Genomic DNA, 21,277 nt, shown 5'->3' with positions numbered 1-21,277 from the left:
GGAGATCTGCGACGATGTTGAGTGACAAGGACCGGATCTACACCAACCTGTATGGCCAGAACGACTGGCGACTGGCCGGGGCGCGTGCCCGTGGTGACTGGGACGACACGAAGGCGATCACTGACAAGGGTCGCGACTGGATCGTCAATGAGATGAAGGCGTCCGCCCTGCGTGGTCGTGGTGGCGCGGGCTTCCCCACCGGTGTGAAGTGGTCCTTCATGCCGAAAGGCGACGGACCAGTGCCGCGTTACCTCGTCATTAATGGTGACGAGTCAGAGCCGGGCACCTGTAAGGATCGCGAGATCCTGCGTCATGAGCCGCACAAGCTGATCGAAAGCGCGCTGATCGCCTCCTTCGCAATGGGTGCGCACGCCTCATATATTTATGTGCGTGGTGAGTTCTACAACGAGGCGCGTCACCTTCAGATCGCCATCGACGAGGCGTATGAAGCCGGACTGCTCGGCAAGAACGCTGCTGGCACTGGCTGGGATTTCGACTTTTATCTGCATCGTGGCGCGGGTGCTTATATCTGTGGCGAGGAAACGGCACTGCTCGAAAGCCTTGAAGGCAAGAAGGGCCAGCCGCGCATGAAGCCGCCGTTTCCGGCAGGTGCTGGTCTTTATGGCTGCCCGACGACGGTGAACAACGTCGAGTCCATTGCTTCTGCCTCCACAATCCTGCGTCGTGGTGCGTCGTGGTTCTCCGGCCTCGGTCGTCCGAATAATGCTGGCACAAAGTTGATGGCCATTTCCGGCCATGTGAATACGCCGTGTGTGTTCGAGGAAGAGCTCGGCGTGCCGATGAAGGAAATCATCGAGAAGCACGGCGGTGGCGTTCGCGGCGGATGGGACAATCTGCTGGCGGTCATTCCGGGTGGTTGCTCGGTGCCGCTGCTGCCGAAAGACATCTGCGAGACGGTCCTGATGGACTATGACAGCCTGCGTGCGGAGCGATCCGGCCTCGGCACGGGGTGCATGATCGTCATGGACAAATCCACCGATATCATCAAGGCGATCGCCCGGTTCTCGCAGTTCTTCAAGCATGAAAGCTGCGGACAGTGCACGCCCTGTCGCGAAGGCACGGGCTGGATGATGCGCGTGATGAACCGCATGGTCGAAGGCCGCGCCGAGATTGAGGAAATCGACATGCTGGAGCAGGTCACCCGGCAGGTCGAGGGCCACACGATCTGTGCGCTCGGCGATGCGGCGGCCTGGCCCATTCAGGGTCTGATCCGGCATTTCCGCCCGGTCATGGAAGAGCGTATCCGCGACTACAAGCGGCAGCATGGCGGTCCGCAGCAGGTTCAGTTGCCTGCCGGCACGCCAGTTGCAGCGATTGCGGCGGAGTAAGGCTGATGGTCAGAGTCATTGTTGACGGCACGCCGGTTGATGTCGCTCCGGGTTCCTCCGCGCTTCAGGCGTGTGAGGCGGCTGGTAAGGAAATTCCGCGCTTCTGCTACCATGAACGCCTGTCCGTGGCGGGCAACTGCCGCATGTGCCTCGTCGAGGTCGAGCGGGCTCCGAAGCCGGTTGCCTCGTGTGGTTTCCCCGTCAACGAGGGGATGAAGATCTTCACGGACACCGAAACAGTCCGTAAGGCGCGTCGGGCGGTGATGGAGTTCCTGCTCATCAACCACCCGCTCGACTGTCCGATCTGCGATCAGGGCGGTGAGTGCGATTTGCAGGATCAGGCCTACGGCTACGGCAGCGGCATTTCTCGCTATCACGAGGAAAAGCGCGCCGTTACCGACAAGAATCTTGGCCCGCTGGTGAAGACGGTGATGACGCGCTGCATCCAGTGCACGCGCTGCGTCCGTTTTAGCGCGGAAGTGGCAGGCACGCCGGAACTGGGTGGCATCTCGCGTGGTGAGAACCTTGAGATCACCACCTATGTCGAGAAAGCGCTGACCTCGGAACTGTCCGGCAACCTGATCGATATCTGTCCGGTCGGTGCGCTGACCTCGAAGCCATCGGCCTTTCAGGCTCGTCCGTGGGAACTGCGGAAGACCGACGCCATCGACGTGATGGATGCGGTCGGCACCAACATCCAGATTCAGGCGCGTGGCGGTGAGGTGAAGCGCATCGTGCCGCGTGTGAATGACGAAGTGAATGAGGAATGGCTGTCCGATAAAGGCCGCTTCTCCGTCGATGGCCTGAAACGTCGTCGCCTCGATCGTCCGTGGGTGCGCGTGCATGGCAAGCTGCATCCCGCAAGCTGGCAGGAGGCGTTCGTCGCCATCGCCAAGCGGCTTGAGGGCGTGCAGGGCAGCCGCATCGGCGCACTTGTCGGCGATCTGTGTGACGCCGAGAGCATCATGGCGCTGCGTGACCTGATGTGGACTCTCGGTTCACTCAATCTCGATTGCCGTCAGGATGGGGCGAAATACGATCTGTCTGATCGGGCACGCTACACTTTTGCGAGCGGCATCACCGGGATTGATGAGGCCGATGCGCTACTCGTAGTCGGGGCCAATCCCCGGCTGGATGCGCCGGTCCTGAATGCCCGTATCCGCAAGCGTTATCTGTCGCTGGGACGCGGCGGTTTCCCAGTCGGTGTGATCGGCTCGCTCTCGTCAGATCCGACATGGGCCTACGAAGATCTCGGCAGCAATCCGGTTTCGGTAAATGGTTTGCTGAGCGGCAATATCGAGTTTGTCGAAAAGCTGAAGGCGGCGAAGAAGCCGATGATCATCGTCGGGCAGGAGGCGCTGACCCGTGAGGATTCCGGTGCGCTTCTGAAAGCCTGTCGCACTCTTGCCGAATCGGTGGGGGCGATCACGGAGGGCTGGAACGGTCTGAACATCCTGCACACGGCGGCGTCCCGCGTTGCCGCGCTGGACCTCGGGTTCGTGCCGCGCCCCGGCGGCCGTAGCCTGCGTGGCATGCTGAGCGGTGGTGTCGATGTGCTGTGGCTGCTGGGCGCAGACGAGTTCTCGGTGAACGCCATCAGCCCGGAAACATTCGTGATCTATCAGGGTCATCATGGCGATGCGGGTGCGGCCCGTGCGGACGTGATCCTGCCCGGTTCGGCCTACACCGAGAAATCAGGCACCTGGGTCAACACCGAAGGCCGTATCCAGCGCAGTTTTCAGGCGGTGTTCCCACCGGGCGAGGCGAAGGAAGACTGGAAGATCATCCGGGCCGCCTCGGAAGTGCTCAATGCCAAACTCCCCTACGACACGATCGAGGAACTGCGTGAGCGTCTTCAGCTCGGCGTGTCCTCGGCGGCGGGTCTGACCGCGGACGAACCGGGTGCGGAGGCCATCGAGGCGAAGCCGCTGATGGTGCCCTCCCGGAGTTATTACCTGACAAACCCGATCAGCCGGTCCAGTCCGACCATGGTCGAGTGCGCGGATGTCTACGCGCCGGGTGTAGCTGTGGCGGCGGAGTAGGAACGTGGCTGACTTTTTCTTCCATACACTCGCAGGCCAGCTCATTCTCATGCTGCTGGAGACGCTGGCGGTCCTCGTGCCGCTGCTGATCGGCGTGGCCTATCTGACGCTCATGGAGCGTAAGGTGATGGCTGCGATGCAGATGCGTCGTGGCCCGAACGTGAACGGCATCTTCGGGTTGCTTCAGGCTTTTGCCGACGCGATCAAGATGATCACCAAGGAAACGATCATCCCCACCGGGGCCAATCGCTTCCTGTTCCTGTTCGCGCCGTTCCTGACCTTCTCGCTGGCCATGACAGCGTGGGCGGTCATCCCGACCGGCAACGGGCTGGCGGTCGCCAACATCAATGTGGGTATCCTCTACCTGCTGGCGATCTCCTCGCTCGGTGTTTACGGCATGCTCATCGCAGGCTGGGCATCGAACTCAAAATACGCCTTCCTCGGCAGTCTTCGGTCCGCCGCGCAGATGGTGTCCTACGAAGTCTCCATCGGGCTGGTGATCGTGTCCGTGCTGCTCGCGGTGGGGAGCCTGAACCTCAACGACATCGTGCTGGCGCAGCGCCACGTCTGGTTCTGCGTGCCGATGTTCCCGATTTTCATCCTGTTCTTCATCTCGGCGCTGGCCGAGACGAACCGCGCACCGTTCGATCTTCCCGAAGGCGAGAGCGAGCTGGTGGCAGGCTTCTTCGTCGAATATTCCTCACTCTCCTTCGGTCTCTTCTTTCTTGGCGAATATGCGAACATGATCCTCATGTCCGCCATGGTCAGCATCCTGTTCCTCGGCGGCTGGCTGCCTCCACTCGGTATCGCGCCGCTGACATGGATCCCGGGACCCCTCTGGCTGATCGCCAAGATCCTGTTCTGTCTTTTCGTCTTTATCTGGACCCGCGCAACGTTCCCTCGTTTCCGTTATGACCAGCTCATGCGCCTTGGCTGGAAAGTGTTCCTGCCGTTCTCGCTGCTCTGGATGATCGCGACCGCCGGGTTCCTGCTTGCAACGGGTCTTCTGCCGCAGGGAGTAAGCTGATGGCTGGCATGGATCGTGCGCTGAAGGCTTTTCTGCTGACTGAGATCGTCTCCGGCATGGCTTCGACATTCAGGATGATGTTCAAGCCGAAAGTCACCATCAACTACCCCTATGAAAAGGGACCGCTCTCCCCGCGTTTCCGTGGCGAGCACGCGCTGCGTCGCTACCCGAACGGCGAGGAACGCTGCATTGCCTGCAAGCTGTGCGAGGCGGCCTGCCCGGCGGAAGCGATCACCATCGAGGCCGAGCCGCGTGACGATGGCTCCCGCCGCACCACGCGCTACGACATCGACATGACGAAATGCATCTATTGCGGCCTGTGCGAGGAAGCCTGCCCGGTCGATGCCATCGTCGAGGGACCGAACTACGAGTTCGCCACGGAGACCCGTGAAGAACTGATGTACAACAAGGAAAAGCTGCTCTCGAACGGCGACCGCTGGGAGAGCGTGCTGGCACGGAGGCTTGAGCTCGATGCGCCCTATCGCTGATCGGCCCCCGGCTATACCCGCCGCCGTGTCCGCCGCCTTTCGCAGGGGAACCGCCGCATGATGGTCCAGCTTGTCTTTTACGTGTTCGCCACCATTCTGGTCGGTTCGGCCGCCATGGTGATCACCGCGCGTAATCCTGTCCATTCGGTGCTGTTCCTGATTCTCGCCTTCTTCAACGCAGCGGGGCTGTTCCTTGTCGCCGGGGCCGAGTTCCTCGCGATGATCCTGGTGATCGTCTATGTCGGTGCGGTCGCTGTGCTGTTCCTGTTCGTGGTGATGATGCTCGACATCGATTTCACCAGGATGAGGGAAGGATTACAGCGCTACGCTCCCATCGGGGCGATCGTCGGCTGCATCCTGTTCGTCGAGTTGGTGATGGCCGGACTGCACTGGGGCATGTCCCCTGTCATGCCCGCTCCGATCACGGGTGGCCTTGGCCAGGTCGGCGGGGCCGCGACCAACACCGGCGCGCTCGGCAACCTGATCTACACGCACTATTTTCTGTTGTTCCAGTTGTGCGGCATCGTGCTGCTCGTCGCCATGATCGGTGCGATCACCCTGACGCTGCGTGATCGTCCGATGGGCCGCCGCCAGATCATTTCCCGTCAGCATGCCCGCAAGCGCGCGGAAACGCTGGAGATGATGACCCTGCCACTGGGGCAGGGCACGGATGACAATGGCGGCTTCATCCGTCCGCATGGGTCCTATTACGACACAGCTGTACCGGGATCTTACGGAATCCCTGCGTCCGAAAACCGGGCGAAGGACAGCCGTGAAGGAGACGCAGAATGAACGCGGCAATCGCCCAGATCGGGCTCGGACCTTACCTGACGGTCAGCGCGGCGCTTCTGGTGCTCGGCGTGTTCGGGATCTTTCTCAACCGGAAGAACATCATCATCATCATGATGTCGATGGAGCTCATTCTGCTGGCCGCCAACCTTAATCTGGTGGCGTTCTCCTCTGTGCTCGGCGATCTCTCGGGGCAGGTGCTGACGCTGTTCGTGCTGACCATCGCGGCGGCTGAAGCAGCGATCGGGCTGGCCATTCTCACTGTCTATTTCCGCAACCGTGGCTCGATTCAGGTCGAGGACGTTGCGACGATGAAGGGCTGAGCACCATGCAGGCAGCACTCATCCTCTTTTCAGTCGCGACGCTTGCGCCGCTGTTCGGTGCGGCCATCGCCGGTCTGTTCGGTCGGCGCATCGGGGACGGTCCGGCGCAGGCCGTGACGATCCTGTGCATGGTCGTCGCCACGCTGAGCAGCTACGGGGCGCTGATGGGCGGCATGGCAGGCGGGGGTATGCCCAGCGTGGTGCTTCTCTCGCACTGGATCGATGCCGGTTCGTTTCATGTAAACTGGGCGCTGCGGTTCGACACGCTTTCGGTCACCATGGTGGCGATGGTGCTGACCGTCTCGACGCTCGTGCATGTCTACAGCATCGGCTACATGGCTCACGATACGATGCCGCGTTACCGGTTCTTCTCGTATCTCTCGCTCTTTACCTTCGCCATGCTGATGCTGGTCACCTCCAACGACCTGATCCAGCTTTTCTTCGGCTGGGAAGGCGTCGGTCTGATGAGCTATCTGCTGATCGGCTACTGGTATCAGAAGCCGAGCGCCTGCGCCGCCGCGATCAAGGCCTTCGTGGTCAACCGTGTCGCCGACCTGTTCTTCCTTGTCGGGATCGGCCTGATCTTCGTGGTCTTCGGCACGGTCCAGTATGACGACATCTTCGCCACAGTCCCGGATCACGTCCAGACTGGGTATTACCTGTTCGGTTCGATCCATTCCGTGCTGGAGATCATCGCCACGCTGCTGTTCGTCGGCGCGATGGGCAAGTCGGCGCAGTTGTTCTTCCACACATGGCTGCCGGATGCGATGGAAGGGCCGACGCCCGTCTCGGCGCTCATCCATGCCGCCACCATGGTCACGGCCGGCGTGTTCCTGATGGCGCGGATGTCACCGCTGATCGAGTTCGCACCCGATACGCGGATGTTCATCGTGCTGATCGGCGCGACGACCTGCTTCTTCGCCGCGACGGTCGGCCTCGTGCAGCCTGACATCAAGCGCACGATTGCCTATTCGACCTGCTCGCAGCTTGGTTACATGTTCATGGCCATCGGCGTGGGCGCCTATCAGGCGGGTGTGTTCCATCTGACGACCCATGCGTTCTTCAAGGCGCTCCTGTTCCTCGGTGCGGGCTGCGTGATCCACGCGATGCACGAAGAACAGGACATGTTCCGTATGGGTGGCCTGTGGAAGAAGATCCCGGTGACTTACGCCATGATGTGGATCGGCAGTCTTGCGCTTGCGGGGGTATTTCCCTTCGCCGGTTACTGGTCGAAGGACGCCATTCTCAATGCCGCATGGGCCGCTCACTCGGAGGTCGGCACCTATGGCTGGATCCTCGGCACAATCACCGCGTTCATCACGGCGCTGTATAGCTGGCGTCTGATTTTCCTCGTGTTCCACGGCAAACCGCATGACCAGCATGCGTTCGACCACGCCCATGAAAGCCCGGCGGTGATGCTTGGACCGGTGCTGATCTTGTCGATCGGGGCCCTCGTCGCCGGTGCGGCGCTGGCACCACTTTACATTGGCGGCAAGCAGGAAGGCTTCTGGGGCGGGGCGATCTTCAACGCACCGGGCAACACGGTCATGGCGTCGCTGGAGAATGTTCCGACGCTGGTTGCGCTGCTCCCGAGCATTGTCGGTCTGCTGGGCATTGGCCTTGCTTATGTTCTCTACATCGCCAGGCCGGAAATGCCGGCGCAGATCGCCTCGTCCTTCCGTCCGGTTTATCAATTCCTGCTCAACAAGTGGTATTTCGACGAGTTGTATGACCTGATTTTCGTGAAACCCTATCGCGTCATTGCCCGTGCCCTGTGGCACGGCGTGGATGAGGGCGTCATCGAGAAAGTGCCGGTCGGGCTGGCCGAGATGACACGCGGCACCGCCATCACGGCGACGCGCACCCAGACAGGTTCCATCGCCGTCTATGCGTTCACCATGCTTGTCGGGCTCGTCGTGTTGGTCACCACCGTGGTGTTCTTCCAATGAGCGGTTTTTCTGAAGTCCTGCACGTCATCGCCGGGGAGAATGGACGATGAACTGGATCCTTGCAGCGCCGGAAATCTTTCTGGCCGTTAGTGGTCTTCTGATCCTTTCGGCGGGCGTGCTGACGAAGAAAGGTCATGCCTTCCTTCCGTCAGCCACGCTGAGCATCGCAGCCTTCGTGGTGACCGGCTTTCTGGTGGCGCTGTCGCCGGGTGGCGTGGGCTATGAGGGGCTGTTCGTGGTGGATGCGTTCGCGCGTTTCATCAAGCTGCTGGCCATCGTTGGGGCCGTGGTCTCGATCGCCCTGTCGGTGGGTTACACCAGCGAGCATCGTGAACTGCCGTTTGAAACACCCGTCCTTGTGCTGTTCTCGACCCTTGGCGCGATGGTCATGGCGTCTTCTGCCAGCCTGATGACGCTGTTTGTCGGGCTGGAGCTGTCCTCGCTGGCGATCTACGTGCTGTGCGCCATTGAACGGGATCGTCTGGGGTCTGCCGAAGCCGGACTGAAATACTTCATCCTTGGTTCGCTGGCGTCCGGGCTGCTGCTCTATGGCGTGTCGCTGGTTTACGGCTATGCGGGCACGATGGAGTACGCGCCCATCGCCGCCGAGATCAACGGCAATGGCATTCTGCCCCTAGGCCTTGTCATTGGCGTTGTCTTCCTGATCGTTGGGCTGGCGTTCAAGCTCTCCGCCGTGCCGTTCCACATGTGGACGCCGGATGTCTATCAGGGTGCCCCGACGCCGATCACGGCCTACATGGCGGGTGCTCCGAAGTTCGCGGCTTTCGCCCTGATCCTGCGGGTGATGATGGGCCCGTTCGGCGCGATGTCGCCGCGCTGGCAGATGCTGATCGAGGTGATTTCGGCGCTGTCCATGCTGTTCGGCGCGTTCGCCGCCATCCCTCAGACCAACATCAAGCGCCTGATGGCCTATTCTTCCATCGGCCATATGGGTTACGCCATGATGGGGCTGGCCGCCGCCTCTCCCGCTGGCACGACCGGCACGCTGGTCTATCTTACGACCTACCTCATCATGAACGCAGGCACGTTCGGCGTGATCACCGCCATGCGGCGGCGGGGTCATGAAGTCTCGGAGATTTCGGATATTGCAGGGCTTGGACGCAACAACCCCGGTCTCGCGCTGGTCCTTGTCATCTGCATGTTCAGCATGATCGGTGTTCCGCCGCTTGCGGGGTTCTTCGGTAAATTCATGGTCTTCGCCGCCGCCTGGAACGCAGGGCTGTATCCGCTGATCGCCGTAGGTGCGGTCTCTGCCGTGGTGGGGGCGTTCTACTATCTGCGCATCGTGAAGGTGGCCTATTTCGATCCGGCGGCTCCGGCCTTCGACCACCCCGCTCCGTCCGTTTCGTTCGTCTCCATCGCCATGGGGCTGGCGACGGTCCTGTTCCTGATTGGCCTCGGCCCGATCAGCGATGCCGCGCAGGCCGCGGCACAGGCGCTCATTGATTAGTCCCCGCACTCCGGAAAGGAGCAGCGCAGTCGGGCATGAAGTCCGGCTGCCCGGGTGGCGGCTCGCCTGTTTCGATGAACTGCCTTCCACCTCGGATTTCTGTCTCCGGAAAGCCGAGGAAGGGGAGGAGGACGCTCTGGCCGTTCTCGCTCTCCATCAGACCAGCCCGCGTGGTAGTCGTGGTCGTCTGTGGACCGATCCCGGCGACAGTCTTGCGCTCTCGGCGCTTATTCGCCCGGACGCGGCGGAGCGGAAACAGCCGGGCGCATGGGCCTTCATTGCCGCTCTGGCTTTTTACGATGCGCTTTCCAATGGCCGGTCCAGTTCCCGTCTGCGGATAAAATGGCCCAACGATATCGTGCTGGATGGCCGCAAGATGGCGGGTATTCTGGTCGAGGCGGGTGGTGGTCCAAGGCCCTGGCTGGTCATAGGCTTCGGCGCCAATCTCGTGGCGTCGCCCGCCATTTCCGGCCGGAAACTGGCCTGTCTTGCGGAATGGTCGGCGTCCTGCGCACCCCGCTCGGTTGGCGAACGGGTTCTTGCCGCGCTGACGCACTGGCGGCAGGTTTTTCAGGCCCAAGGCTTTGCCGCGATCCGGGCCGGATGGCTGGACCGATCGCTGCCCGTGGGCGCGCCCCTTGTGGTAAACGGCGGCGGACACTATTCTGAAGGCAGATTTGCAGGGATTGGTGAGGATGGTGAATTGCTCCTCGACTGTAACGGAAGGGTCGAGCGGGTGATCACGGGTGAAGTGCTTTATGGTGATCCCACGGTGAACGCGCTGGAAACCGGTCGTGCTGCTGGTCATTGATGCAGGCAACACGAACGTCGTTTTCGCCGTCGATGACGGGGAAAAATGGCGCGGGACGTGGCGCATCTCCATGCAGACCCAGCGCACCACCGACGAATACGCGGTGTGGCTGCTGACACTTCTCCAGAATGAAGGTATTTCGCCCGAGGACATTACGGGCGCGGCCGTCGGTACAGTTGTTCCGGCGGCCTTCTACCATCTGCGCCAGCTTTGCCGTCAGTATTTCAATGTCGAGCCGCTGGTGGCTTCACCACGTCTCGACTGGGGTTTCCGGATCGATCTGGATAATCCAACGGAAGTAGGTGTTGACCGTCTGCTGAACGGGCTTGCGGCCCAGCGTCTGTATGGTGGCCCGGTGGTGGTCATCGATTTCGGCACGGCGACGACGTTCGACGTTGTGGCGGAGGACGGCACTTATCTTGGGGGCGTCATTGCTCCCGGTATCAACCTGTCGGTCGAAGCGTTGCATACAGCGGCGGCGCGGCTGCCACGGATCGGAATTGGTCGCCCGGAAGGGGGCCTTGTCATAGGCAAGAACACGAACGCTGCCATGCGGTCGGGCGTGTTCTGGGGGTATATCGGGCTGATCGAGGGGATCGTCGAGCGCATCAGGCGTGAATTCGGAGCGCCGATGAAGGTGCTCGCGACCGGCGGCCTCGCTCCGCTCTTCTCCGAGGGGACACAGGTCTTCGACCATATCGACCCCGAATTGACCATCAACGGATTGCGGTTCCTGTTCGCGCGAAACCCGGAACCGCCATTAGACCACGAACAAGACACGACAACAGAAGGATAACAATACGATATGACGGAAAAGGACGGCGGTCTGGCCTTTCTGCCACTCGGCGGAACGGGGGAGATCGGCATGAATCTCAACCTCTACCGGTTGGGAGACACATGGCTCGCGGTAGATTGCGGCATCGGGTTCTCTGGCAACGACACGCCGGAAGCAGAAATTCTGGTGCCCGACCCGGTCTATATCATGGAGCGTCGGGAGAAGCTGGCCGGTCTGGTCATCACCCACGCCCATGAAGACCATATCGGGGCTGTCGCGCATCTCTGGACACGCCTCGGCTGCCCGGTTTACGCAACGCCTTTCGCGGCAACGGTGCTGCGCCGCAAGCTCGGCGAGGCGCGTCTCGACCAGCAGGTGAAGATCCACGTGATCCCTTGCGGCGGTCGTTTCAATGTCGGCCCGTTCGACATCGAGTTCATTCCCGTCACCCATTCGGTGCCGGAAGCGCAGGCGATGGCCATCCGCACGCCGCAGGGTGTTGTGGTGCATACCGGCGACTGGAAGATCGATCCGACGCCGCTGGTCGGCCCTCCGACCGACATTGAACGCCTGAAGCAGATTGGCGACGAGGGCGTGCTGGCGCTGGTGTGTGACAGCACCAATGTCATGACCCCCGGTTCGTCGCGCTCTGAAGCCGAAGTGCGTCAGGGGCTGACGGAGCTGATGGGCACGCTCAAGGGACGCATCGCCGTCACGTGCTTTGCGTCCAACGTCGCCCGTGTGGAAACCATCGCCATGGCGGCGCAGGCCGCCGGTCGCGTCGTGGTGCTGGTCGGGCGCTCGCTGCGCAATCTTGATGTGGCCGCCCGTGAATGCGGTTATCTGTCGGGCGTGCTGCCGTTCCTGTCGGAATATGAAGCCAACGATCTGGATGATGATCGGGTGGTGATGATCATCACCGGCAGTCAGGGTGAACCGCGCTCGGCGCTGTCGCGTATCTCTGCGGATACCCATCAGACCATCGCTCTCGGCGAAGGCGATACGGTCATCTATTCGAGCCGCATGATTCCGGGCAATGAACGCGCGATCATGCAGGTGCAGGACAACCTGACCCGCCGTGGCGTCCGTGTCATTACCGACAAGGAAGGCTACATGATCCACTGTTCCGGCCATGCGACGGCCGATGACGTGCGGACCATGTATGACCTGATCCGTCCGCAGTACTCCGTGCCGACACATGGCGAGTGGCGTCATCTGACGGCTCACGCTGCCCTTGCGCAGGAAAAGGGCATCGCCTCCATCCTGCTCGAAGACGGCGATATCCTGAACCTCGCACCCGGTGCGGTTCAGGTTGTCGATACGGCACCGACAGGTCGCCTTGCCGTGGACGGTAATCGTCTGCTGGCCATGGACGGCGATGTTCTCTCCGCCCGACGCAAAATGCTGTTCAACGGCATCATCATCGCCAGTTTCGCGGTTGATGACGAAGGCTACGTGATCGGCGAGCCGAAGATCAGCGCGCCGGGTCTGCTGGAGCAGGACGAGCCGGAGAGCAATCGCGTGCAGGAGGAGTTCTCCAACGCGATCGACGAGATTCCGGACGAACTGCGCATGGATGACGGCTCTTTCCGGGAAGCCGCAAAAACGGCGCTTCGCCGGGCGCTGGGACGCAAGCTCCAGAAGCGTCCGCTGGTGGATGTGCACGTTCTTCGGGTCTGATGATTTTCCGGGGCATCGCCCCGGACCCTGTCAGCGGCGCGTCTCTGGGAATCGTATCGATAAGATCGAGGTTTCGGAGGCATGCTGCCCGTCAGGAGTGGGGCCGGTTTCCCTTAAACTTCGGATCTGACGGCACGGGAGACTTGCATCCCGCGCCCGCGTAAGAGATCACGCATAATGCCACCCGGGGCGCCCATGTGCGGTCCGTGGTCAAACAGTCCGTCTTCAGGAACGAGAGCCGTATCATGCGCCTGTCCCGCAGTTTTCTGCCTACCCTCAAGGAAACCCCGTCCGACGCCCAGATCGCGTCGCACAGGCTCATGCTCCGGGCCGGTCTTGTCCGGCAGACGGCTTCGGGCATCTACACCTGGCTTCCGGCGGGCCTGAAGGTTCTGCGCAACATCGCCAATATCGTGCGCGAGGAACAGGACCGGGTCGGGGCGCAGGAAGTGCTGATGGCGACCATCCAGTCCGCCGACCTGTGGAAGCGCTCCGGCCGTTACGACGCTTATGGCCCCGAAATGCTCCGCATCAAGGATCGCCACGAGCGCGAACTGCTTTTTGGACCGACCAATGAGGAAGTCATCACCGATGTCGTCGGGCAGGAACTGAAATCCTACAAGGAACTGCCGCAGACCCTCTACCAGATTCAGTGGAAGTTCCGTGACGAGATCCGTCCCCGTTTCGGCGTGATGCGCGGTCGCGAATTCTACATGAAGGACGGTTACAGCTTCGATATCGATTACAAGAGTGCGGTCGACAGCTATCGCAAGATGATGCTGTCCTACCTCCGCACCTTCCAGCGTCTCGGCGTTCGTGCCGTGCCGATGGTGGCCGATACCGGCCCGATCGGTGGCGACCTGAGCCATGAGTTCCTCATTCTCGCTCCGACCGGCGAGAGTGGCGTGTTTTATGACGGTGCGCTCGACACGCTCGACTGGCTGGCCGATCCGGTGGACGTGGACAAGTCGGAAGATCTTGAGAAGTTCTTCAACAACGTCTCGTCCTATTATGCCGCTACCGACGAAAAGCACGACGAGAAGGCTTGGGAGTCCGTGCCTGCCGAGCGTCGTCGTGAAGGGCGGGGCATCGAAGTCGCGCATATCTTCTACTTCGGCACGAAATACACCAAGTCGATGGATGTCACTGTCGCCGGGCCGGACGGCACGCCGGTTCATCCGGAAATGGGCTCCTACGGCATTGGCGTGTCGCGTCTGGTCGGTGCGATCATCGAAGCGAGCCACGACGATGCGGGCATCATCTGGCCGGACAATGTCGCGCCGTTCAGGGCGGTGATCCTGAACCTGAAAACGGGTGACGAAACCTGCGACGCCATGTGCGAGACGCTCTACAACGCAGCGCCCGAGCAGTTCCTCTATGACGACCGTTCCGACCGCGCCGGGGCCAAGTTCGCCGATGCCGACCTGATGGGCCACCCGTGGCAGATCATCGTCGGGCCGCGCGGTGCGAAAGAAGGCAAGGTCGAGCTGAAGCGTCGTGCCACTGGCGAGCGTTTCGAGCTGACGGCAGACGAAGCTCTGGCAAAAATCATGGCGAAAGCTCCCGGCGCCTGATGTTCGGTTCTTTCGAGCGCGCCGTCGCCGGACGGTATCTACGGGCGAGAAAAGGCGAGCGCTTTGTCTCGGTCATCGCCATCTTCTCGCTGGTGGGTATCGCCCTTGGAGTGGCAACCCTCATCATCGTCATGGCGGTGATGAACGGGTTCCGCTCCGACCTGATGGGACGCATTCTCGGTCTGAATGGCGATCTTTCGCTCTACAGCACCAGCGTCACGCGCTCGATCACGGATTATGACGCCATCGCGGGCGAAGTTCGGAAAGTGCCCGGTGTCGTCAGCGCCACGCCGCTGCTGGAGGGGCAGGTGCTCCTCAGTGTCGGCAACTACAGTTCCGGTGGTGTCGTGCATGGCATGACGAAGCAGGGGCTGATGGACCTGAAGGAAGTCAGTTCCTCGATCATCGCTGGTTCTCTCGACAATTTTCAGGGTGACGACGCCATCGCCGTCGGCGTTACGCTGGCCGACCGGTCGGGTCTGATGATCGGTTCCAAAATCACGCTGGTCTCGCCCAACGGGGCCGCGACCGCCTTCGGCACCGTGCCGCGTGTCCGCGCCTATACTGTTGTCGCGATCTTCGACGCGGGCGTGAACGATTACAACGCGGGGTATGTCTTTCTGCCGCTCCCTGCCGCGCAGGTCTATTTTCAGCAGCCCCGTGCTGTGACTCAGATTCAGGTGATGACCACCGACGCCGAAAACGTGCAGCCGGTCACACGCGCAATCACGGAGACGCTGGCTGATCCGCGTATTCGCGTGATCGACTGGACGAAGAGCAACAATGCCTTCTTCGGTGCGGTGCAGGTCGAGCAGAACGTCATGTTCCTGATCCTGACGCTGATTATTCTGGTTGCCGCCTTTAACGTGATTTCGTCGCTCATCATGATGGTGAAGGACAAGACCGCCGATATCGCCGTATTGCGGACACTGGGTGCGACACGTGGCGCGATCATGCGCATCTTCCTGATGTGCGGTGCGTCGGTTGGGGTGACCGGCACGGTGCTCGGTACGGTGCTGGGTGTGGTGTTCTGTGAAAATATCGAGCGCATCAGACAGCTTTTGCAGAAGATGACGGGCACGAACCTCTTTAACCCGGAGGTCTATTACCTCGAACATCTTCCGGCGAAGCTGGTCTGGGGTCAGGTGGCGGAGATCATCGTCATGGCGCTGGGTCTGTCGCTGCTGGCGACGCTCTATCCCTCATGGCGGGCCGCGCGAACCGACCCCGTGGAGGCGCTGCGTCATGGGTGAGACCGTTCTGGACCTGCGCGATATCACACGCTCCTATCTCAGTGGCGACGAGACGCTGCATGTCCTGCGCGGAGTGAATTTCGAACTCCGTGCAGGCGAGACTGTGGCTCTGGTTGCGCCGTCCGGCACCGGCAAGTCCACGCTGCTGCATATCGCGGGTCTGCTCGACCATCCGGATGGAGGTGTGATCGAGATTGCGGGCCGTGACGCCGGGCGTTTGCCCGACAAGGACCGCACTGCCATCCGGTGCTCGGAAATCGGCTTCGTCTATCAGTTCCATCACCTGCTGGCCGAGTTCACGGCGCGTGAAAACGTGGCCCTGCCGCAGATGATTGCAGGAACGTCTCCTGCCGCTTCCCGTCGCCGTGCTGAGGAACTGCTCGGTCTGTTTGGTCTGGGGCACCGTCTGAACCATCTGCCCGGCAAACTGTCCGGCGGCGAGCAGCAGCGTGTGGCCATCGCGCGTGCGCTGGCGAATGCGCCGTCCGTTCTGCTGGCCGATGAGCCGACCGGAAATCTTGATGTTTCGACGGCAGATATCGTTTTTGAAGAGCTGTTGCGCGTGGTGCGTGGTTCCGGAGTGGGGGCACTCATTGCGACCCACAACAAGGAACTGGCGGCACGAATGGATCGGGTGGTGACATTACGCGACGGCTTGTTGGTGGAAGACTGAGGCTTTGTCTATAAGGGGCGATGAGTGCGTTATCACGCTCATTGTCCCTTAAGGGGGGCGAAGTTGATCACCGGAAAGCAAACAGTCTCATAGTGCGCTGGAAAAGCGTGTTGATGGAACTGGCATATCCAGAAGACAACGCCGAAAGACAGAGAATAACCCCCAGTTTGCGTATGGAACTCTTGCGGGCATTCCTCCTGATTCCAGCGTTTGTCAGTGATTATTGCCGGATGTCTTGCAGCCAGGGAAGTTTCCGGGGCTCAAGACCTAACATTTTTCTGGCTTTCTGGTTGGACGCCCCATTCAGGGTGTTGTGATAATAGACGCTCTCTTCTCCCAATAGCCGAAGTGCTTCTTTCTCATCCATGCGAACGGGGGCCGGGGCTCCGATCCATTTCGCGTAGGCAGGTAGCCACTCCGCTATCATAATGGGTTGGTCATCAACCACATTGTAAATACCGGCTGGTGCGGTCAGAGCTGTTATAGTTGCGTCGGCTGCATCATCCACGTGAATGAAGGAGAACGTGGCCTTCCCCGCACCGATGAGGGACACTTCACTGTTCCGTACAGCCGCGCTGAACGCACCATCAGGCCAGTACCAGGTGCCGGGCCCATAAAAAAAGCCATACCGCAGAGCCGTCCCCTGCATGAGGGGAGCACTCATGCACCGCTTTTCCAGTGCGGCATACATCCGGGTACTCTCGCCGATATGGCCGGGCGCCATGATTTTGAGTGACGATGTTTCATCGGCAAGTTTGTCAGGAGCATCCAGATAGAAGCCACAGGATTGCTGGATATAACGCCGGGTGCCACAAGCCTGCGCTGCATCAAACAGATTGCCGCCGCCTTCGAGACGCAATGTGCGGTCTGCCGGGAGCCTTTGCGGCAGATCGAAAGGGGTGGAGGGGAGAGATGTGAGCTGGTCGATAACCGCATCCGGCCTGATCTGCTCGAGAATGTTATGAATAGCTGCCCGATCCAGAGCATTGCCCTGCACAGGTTCGGCTCCCAGATTCCGGATTATGGCAAGACTTTCAGCGCGGTGCGCCATTCCCCACACCTGATGACCTGCCTCACGAAGGCGCAGGATCAACGGACGGCCGAGTGCACCACTGGCGCCAGCGACAAAGATCTTCATGTCTGATGTTCCGGATATTCAGTGTGCTGCAAAAACAAATGGAGCATTCTTGTTCTTTACGAAGAATGCGAGAAACCTGGCAGGTTCTGTCTTGCTGGCATTCCGTCCGACAAGGTGAATATCGTCCGGTCCTTCGAAAAAGGTCTGTCCTTCATGCAAGGTGACGGGAAGGCCACCAGCAACCTGCATGATAATGCTGCCCTTCAGCACATAGACGAAAACCGAAGCATTATGCCGGTGAACCGGGTCTGAACCGCCGGGAGGATAATCGACTGTCAGCATCGTCCCTTCCTTGCCCGGAAGACCCGGCAGATCATGGGACAGCAAAGGCGTTACCTGCGTCGCCGCCAGAAGGGCAGGCGCATAGAGACCCATCGTCAGGGCACCAAGTGCGATGAACTTACGCATAGTATCATATCTTCCTGATTATGAGGGGGCGCTGGCTATTCGTCGGCTGATCGCTTTCGCTGTCTGACCTTGCTGGTTCGGCGTGTCCGCGCGCGGTCGTCAAACCAGGACTGGACTTCACCGAGAAAGGGAGCGGGCGCTTTATTCCGCACGCTTTGCGCCAGATCGGCCAGAGAAGTTTGTGACAGTTCCTGCCGCATGGCCTGCTCGGCCTTCAGCATTACGGCATGAATGCTGCACACTCCCCGCCCTGCCCATTCGGGTGCGTCCGCCGCGAACAGCACGCACTGTCCTCGAATTTCCTGACAGTTGAAAAGGGTTTTGCGACCATCGGCGGCCTCGACGATATCCAGCACGCTGATCTGGTCAGCCGGACGGGCCAGCCTGTAACCGCCGCGTAGCCCTTCGGAGGCCTCCAGCAAGCCTGTCTTTTCCAGCTTCGGGAGCAGTTTAGCCACAAAAGCCGCAGGGATGGCCTGCAATTCCGCCAGATCGAGACTGCTGACAGGCTGGGGATTGTCCACGAGCCAGAGCAGACTGTGCAGAACATATTCAGTGCTTGCGCCATAAAGTGCCATACGCGGACTTTATTGGTCCGCGTTTAGATTCGCAAGCCCCTGAACGCTCATTCCCGGCAGCGCAGGCAGGCGATCCGCGTTGCCCAAAACGGCCTCGCCTGCCTCATTGTCGGCCGTTATCGATAGCCGGTTGCTATAACTATCTGCCCTCGGAACTGGCTTCGCTCGGTCGTACCTGCGTTGTTCCGGTCTTTTAAAAACATTTTCTCCTCTCAAAATGAAGTTTGCCCCATTTATATTTCGCCCTGCTATCAATATGGTTTTGATGCAATAACGAAAATCGTCTTTCACAGAGAAGCAGGAATGGCAATGGTATCGCATGGGGGGCTTCGGGCGGAGACACGCAGACAGTTTCTGACGCGGATAGGGGCGGCGGCAGGCAGTGTCGCGCTTTATCAGGCCATGACGAGCCTGGGCCATGCGCAGGGGACTGATTTTTCCGGACCGCCGGCTCTGGGCGGGGCTAAGCGCGGCACGCGGGTGCTGGTTCTTGGCGCGGGTCTGTCGGGAATGCTGGCGGCGTATGAACTGCGGAAAGCAGGTTATGCCGTTACGATTCTCGAATTCCAGAACCGCAGCGGCGGTCGAAACATCACGCTTCGTGGCGGCGACACCGTCACGGAAATGGGGGGCGCGACCCAGAAGGTTGGTTTTTCATCAGGCAATTATCTGAACCCCGGTCCCTGGCGGATTCCCTACCATCATCAGGGGTTACTGCATTATTGTAAGGCTTTCGGCGTTCAGCTCGAACCTTTCATCCAGATCAACCAAAATAGCTGGCTGCATTCCAAAAGTCAGTTCGGCGGCAAACCTGTCCGCTATCGGGAGTTCAACAGCGACTTCAACGGTTTCACGGCGGAACTGCTGGCGAAGGCGGTGGATCAGCACAAGCTGGACGATGTCCTGACACCCGACGAGCGGGCGCATGTTCGCGAGGCCATGCGCGACTGGGGCGGCCTGACCCCGAACATGCGATATGAAAAAAGCGTGCCGAGTTCACTGCATCGTGGGTATGAGAAGGCGCGGGGCGGGGGCCTGAGCGGTATTCCCGAACTTTCCCAGCCCTTCGATCCCGCCGACATCTGGAAGTCCGGATTCTGGCGCTGGATGGAGTTTCACGAGACGGTCGACATGCAGACGACGATGTTTCAGCCCGTCGGCGGCATGGATCAGATTGGCAAGGCGTTTACCCGTCAGGTGCAGGATCTGATCCATCTCAACTGCAAAGTGACGGCCATCCAACAAAGCGAAAGCGGCGTCACGGTCACATACAACGATGGCAAGCAGGGCGGGGCCGTCCAGCAGGCGCAGGCCGATTTCTGTGTCTGCACTCTGCCTCTGTCCATTCTCTCGCAACTGGATGTGCAGGTGAGCGACGACCTCAAGGCGGCGATCAGTGCGGTGCCTTATGCGTCGTCGGTGAAGATTGGCCTGGAGTTTCGGCGGCGATTCTGGGAAGAGGACGAGCAGATCTACGGTGGCATCAGCTTCACCGACCAGTCCATCGGACAGATTTCCTATCCCAGTCACGGGATATTCAGCCCGGGCCCCGCTGTTCTTCTCGGAGCCTACATGTTCAGGGCGCCTGCCTATGAACTGGCCGGGATGTCGCCGCAGCAACGTATTGAGCAGGCGCTGGCGCAGGGGGAGGCGATTCACCCCCAATATCGCAAGGAATTTCTCAACGGCGTGAGTTTTGCATGGAGCCGTGTGCCGTGGACCATGGGGTGCTGCTCCCTGTGGAGCGAGCAGTCGCGGAAGATGCACTACAAAACGCTGTGCACGATGGACAAGCGCATCGTGCTGGCGGGGGAACACGCCTCCTATGTGGGGTGCTGGCAGGAAGGAGCGATTCTTTCCGCCCTCGATGCTGTGAAGCAACTCCATCGGCGCGCAAAAGGGGCGGCATGATGAGAAAGACGGTTATCCTCCCCGTGCTGGGATGCCTTTTCCTGTTCGGGGCCACGCCAGCGATGGCCGACAGCGCCGGTGTTTTCGAAGGGGCGCCGAAAGGGGAAGACCTCTCGAACGGGCAAGCCATCTACCGCCATGTGTGCCAGAGCTGTCACATGGCGGACGGACGCGGCGCGCAGGGTGCGGGCGCCAAAATTCCCGCGCTTGCCGACAACAGTCACCTGCAAAGTCCGTATTATCCCGCCTCCATCATTCTGCACGGCTATGGCGCCATGCAGTGGTTCACGGACATGCTGGATGACCAGCAGGTGGCGGATGTGGTGAACTATATCCGCACACATTTCGGCAACCACTACACCGACCTCCTCAAGCCCCAGGATGTGGCACCCATCCGCCCCGTCATCACCCAAGAGGAAGAATAACAGGATGAACCATCATCATGGCCGCACGATCCGCCGGGGGCTGCTGGCAGCCGTCGGTCTCGCACTGGCGAGCGGAGCCTGCGGGATGTCCGCCCGCGCGGAGGTCGTCCGTTATCCGGAAGCGGATTATCCCATCTCCACAGCCGTTGAAGTGCCGGCGGGCTATTCCACTGTCTATATCAGCGGCCTGGGCCCACCTGTTCGCGACTCGCATGCGCCGGCTCGTACTCCGGCCGCCTATGGGGATATGGAAGATCAGAGCACGGCCGCTTTTCAGCGCGTGAAAGACGCGCTGGGCAAGATGGGGCTTGGGATGGCGGACGTCGTGCAGATGCACCTCTATATGGTGGCGGACCCAGCCACGAAGAAACTGGACTTTGAGGGCATGATGCACGGCTATCGCCGGTTCTTCGGATCGGCCGATCAGCCGAACGTGCCCGCGCGGTCAGCCTTTGCCGTGGCGCAACTGGCCAATCCGGGATGGCTCATCGAAGTCGAGGTCGTGGCGGTCCGCGCTCCGAAGAAATAAGCCTGTGATCGCCGGGAGAAAGCCCCCTTCTGTCGGAGGTGGAGTCTCCCGGCGAGGCAGACCGGCGCAATCCCGTGATTGCAC

20 protein-coding genes are annotated in these 21,277 nt (G+C 60.7%); 17 read left to right on the top strand and 3 right to left on the bottom strand.

The window, feature by feature from the left end:
- Window positions 1–14 precede the first annotated feature (14 nt).
- The 14 genes from nuoF (at window position 15) to GOB81_RS08830 (ending at window position 16,204) form a co-directional block, all read left to right on the top strand.
- A complete protein-coding gene (gene nuoF / locus GOB81_RS08895; protein WP_173570061.1) occupies window positions 15–1,349 on the top strand; it encodes an NADH-quinone oxidoreductase subunit NuoF in 1,335 nt (444 codons plus the stop codon).
- 5 nt (window positions 1,350–1,354) lie between these two features.
- Window positions 1,355–3,391, top strand: coding sequence for an NADH-quinone oxidoreductase subunit NuoG (gene nuoG, locus GOB81_RS08890; RefSeq protein WP_173570060.1), 2,037 nt, complete (start codon window positions 1,355–1,357; stop codon window positions 3,389–3,391).
- A 4-nt stretch (window positions 3,392–3,395) separates the two neighbouring features.
- Window positions 3,396–4,418, top strand: coding sequence for an NADH-quinone oxidoreductase subunit NuoH (nuoH, locus tag GOB81_RS08885; protein ID WP_173570059.1), 1,023 nt, complete (start codon window positions 3,396–3,398; stop codon window positions 4,416–4,418).
- Window positions 4,418–4,906 (top strand): NADH-quinone oxidoreductase subunit NuoI, encoded by a 489-nt coding sequence (gene nuoI / locus GOB81_RS08880; protein ID WP_173570058.1) that lies wholly within the window; start codon window positions 4,418–4,420, stop codon window positions 4,904–4,906. The genes nuoH and nuoI overlap by 1 nt, the downstream gene beginning before the upstream one ends.
- A 57-nt stretch (window positions 4,907–4,963) precedes the next feature.
- Window positions 4,964–5,698, top strand: a complete 735-nt coding sequence (locus tag GOB81_RS08875) for an NADH-quinone oxidoreductase subunit J (RefSeq protein ID WP_173570057.1) — start codon at window positions 4,964–4,966, stop codon at window positions 5,696–5,698.
- Window positions 5,695–6,018: an NADH-quinone oxidoreductase subunit NuoK gene (gene nuoK, locus GOB81_RS08870; protein WP_173570056.1), complete on the top strand. Its 324-nt coding sequence runs from the start codon at window positions 5,695–5,697 to the stop codon at window positions 6,016–6,018. The genes GOB81_RS08875 and nuoK overlap by 4 nt, the downstream gene beginning before the upstream one ends.
- A gap of 5 nt (window positions 6,019–6,023) precedes the next feature.
- The gene (gene nuoL, locus GOB81_RS08865) at window positions 6,024–7,967 is read left to right on the top strand and encodes an NADH-quinone oxidoreductase subunit L (RefSeq protein WP_173570055.1); all 1,944 of its coding nucleotides are present in this window, start codon (window positions 6,024–6,026) and stop codon (window positions 7,965–7,967) included.
- Window positions 7,968–8,013: 46 nt separating this feature from the next.
- Window positions 8,014–9,438, top strand: a complete 1,425-nt coding sequence (nuoN, locus tag GOB81_RS08860; protein ID WP_173570054.1) for an NADH-quinone oxidoreductase subunit NuoN — start codon at window positions 8,014–8,016, stop codon at window positions 9,436–9,438.
- Window positions 9,431–10,249 (top strand): biotin--[acetyl-CoA-carboxylase] ligase, encoded by an 819-nt coding sequence (locus GOB81_RS08855; RefSeq protein WP_242010152.1) that lies wholly within the window; start codon window positions 9,431–9,433, stop codon window positions 10,247–10,249. The genes nuoN and GOB81_RS08855 overlap by 8 nt, the downstream gene beginning before the upstream one ends.
- Window positions 10,233–11,045: a type III pantothenate kinase gene (locus GOB81_RS08850; protein WP_173570052.1), complete on the top strand. Its 813-nt coding sequence runs from the start codon at window positions 10,233–10,235 to the stop codon at window positions 11,043–11,045. The genes GOB81_RS08855 and GOB81_RS08850 overlap by 17 nt, the downstream gene beginning before the upstream one ends.
- 9 nt (window positions 11,046–11,054) lie before the next feature.
- Entirely contained in the window at window positions 11,055–12,704 is a 1,650-nt protein-coding gene (locus GOB81_RS08845; protein ID WP_173570051.1) for a ribonuclease J, read from the top strand.
- Between the two features lie 245 nt (window positions 12,705–12,949).
- Complete coding sequence (gene proS, locus GOB81_RS08840; RefSeq protein ID WP_173570050.1) at window positions 12,950–14,278, top strand: proline--tRNA ligase; 1,329 nt, start codon at window positions 12,950–12,952, stop codon at window positions 14,276–14,278.
- Window positions 14,278–15,531 carry a lipoprotein-releasing ABC transporter permease subunit gene (locus GOB81_RS08835; RefSeq protein WP_173570049.1) on the top strand — a complete coding sequence of 418 codons (1,254 nt, stop codon included), beginning with the start codon at window positions 14,278–14,280 and terminating at the stop codon, window positions 15,529–15,531. The genes proS and GOB81_RS08835 overlap by 1 nt, the downstream gene beginning before the upstream one ends.
- On the top strand, window positions 15,524–16,204 hold the full coding sequence (locus GOB81_RS08830; protein ID WP_173570048.1) for an ABC transporter ATP-binding protein: 681 nt from the start codon (window positions 15,524–15,526) through the stop codon (window positions 16,202–16,204). The genes GOB81_RS08835 and GOB81_RS08830 overlap by 8 nt, the downstream gene beginning before the upstream one ends.
- 220 nt (window positions 16,205–16,424) lie before the next feature.
- Here the strand turns inward: GOB81_RS08830 and GOB81_RS08825 are convergent, their stop codons facing one another.
- Genes GOB81_RS08825 through GOB81_RS08815 form a run of 3 tightly spaced genes read right to left on the bottom strand, consistent with a single transcriptional unit; the run spans window position 16,425 to window position 18,328 of the window.
- Window positions 16,425–17,342, bottom strand: coding sequence for an NAD-dependent epimerase/dehydratase family protein (locus GOB81_RS08825; RefSeq protein WP_173570047.1), 918 nt, complete (start codon window positions 17,340–17,342; stop codon window positions 16,425–16,427).
- A gap of 18 nt (window positions 17,343–17,360) precedes the next feature.
- Window positions 17,361–17,750: a cupin domain-containing protein gene (locus GOB81_RS08820; RefSeq protein WP_173570046.1), complete on the bottom strand. Its 390-nt coding sequence runs from the start codon at window positions 17,748–17,750 to the stop codon at window positions 17,361–17,363.
- A gap of 35 nt (window positions 17,751–17,785) precedes the next feature.
- Window positions 17,786–18,328, bottom strand: a complete 543-nt coding sequence (locus tag GOB81_RS08815) for an RrF2 family transcriptional regulator (protein WP_173570045.1) — start codon at window positions 18,326–18,328, stop codon at window positions 17,786–17,788.
- 309 nt (window positions 18,329–18,637) lie between these two features.
- Between GOB81_RS08815 and GOB81_RS08810 the strand changes: the two genes are divergently transcribed.
- From GOB81_RS08810 to GOB81_RS08800, 3 genes are read left to right on the top strand one after another with little or no spacing between them, the layout of a single operon-like run.
- Complete coding sequence (locus GOB81_RS08810; RefSeq protein WP_242010151.1) at window positions 18,638–20,239, top strand: flavin monoamine oxidase family protein; 1,602 nt, start codon at window positions 18,638–18,640, stop codon at window positions 20,237–20,239.
- Window positions 20,236–20,664 (top strand): c-type cytochrome, encoded by a 429-nt coding sequence (locus GOB81_RS08805; protein ID WP_338421342.1) that lies wholly within the window; start codon window positions 20,236–20,238, stop codon window positions 20,662–20,664. Before GOB81_RS08810 ends, GOB81_RS08805 begins: the two co-directional genes overlap by 4 nt.
- A 4-nt stretch (window positions 20,665–20,668) precedes the next feature.
- Entirely contained in the window at window positions 20,669–21,193 is a 525-nt protein-coding gene (locus tag GOB81_RS08800; protein WP_173570044.1) for a RidA family protein, read from the top strand.
- The last annotated feature ends 84 nt before the right edge of the window (window positions 21,194–21,277 follow it).

The sequence above is a fragment of the Acetobacter conturbans genome, assembly GCF_011516755.1.
GTDB lineage: Bacteria > Pseudomonadota > Alphaproteobacteria > Acetobacterales > Acetobacteraceae > Acetobacter > Acetobacter conturbans.
This window is presented reverse-complemented; position numbering and strand designations above follow the sequence as displayed.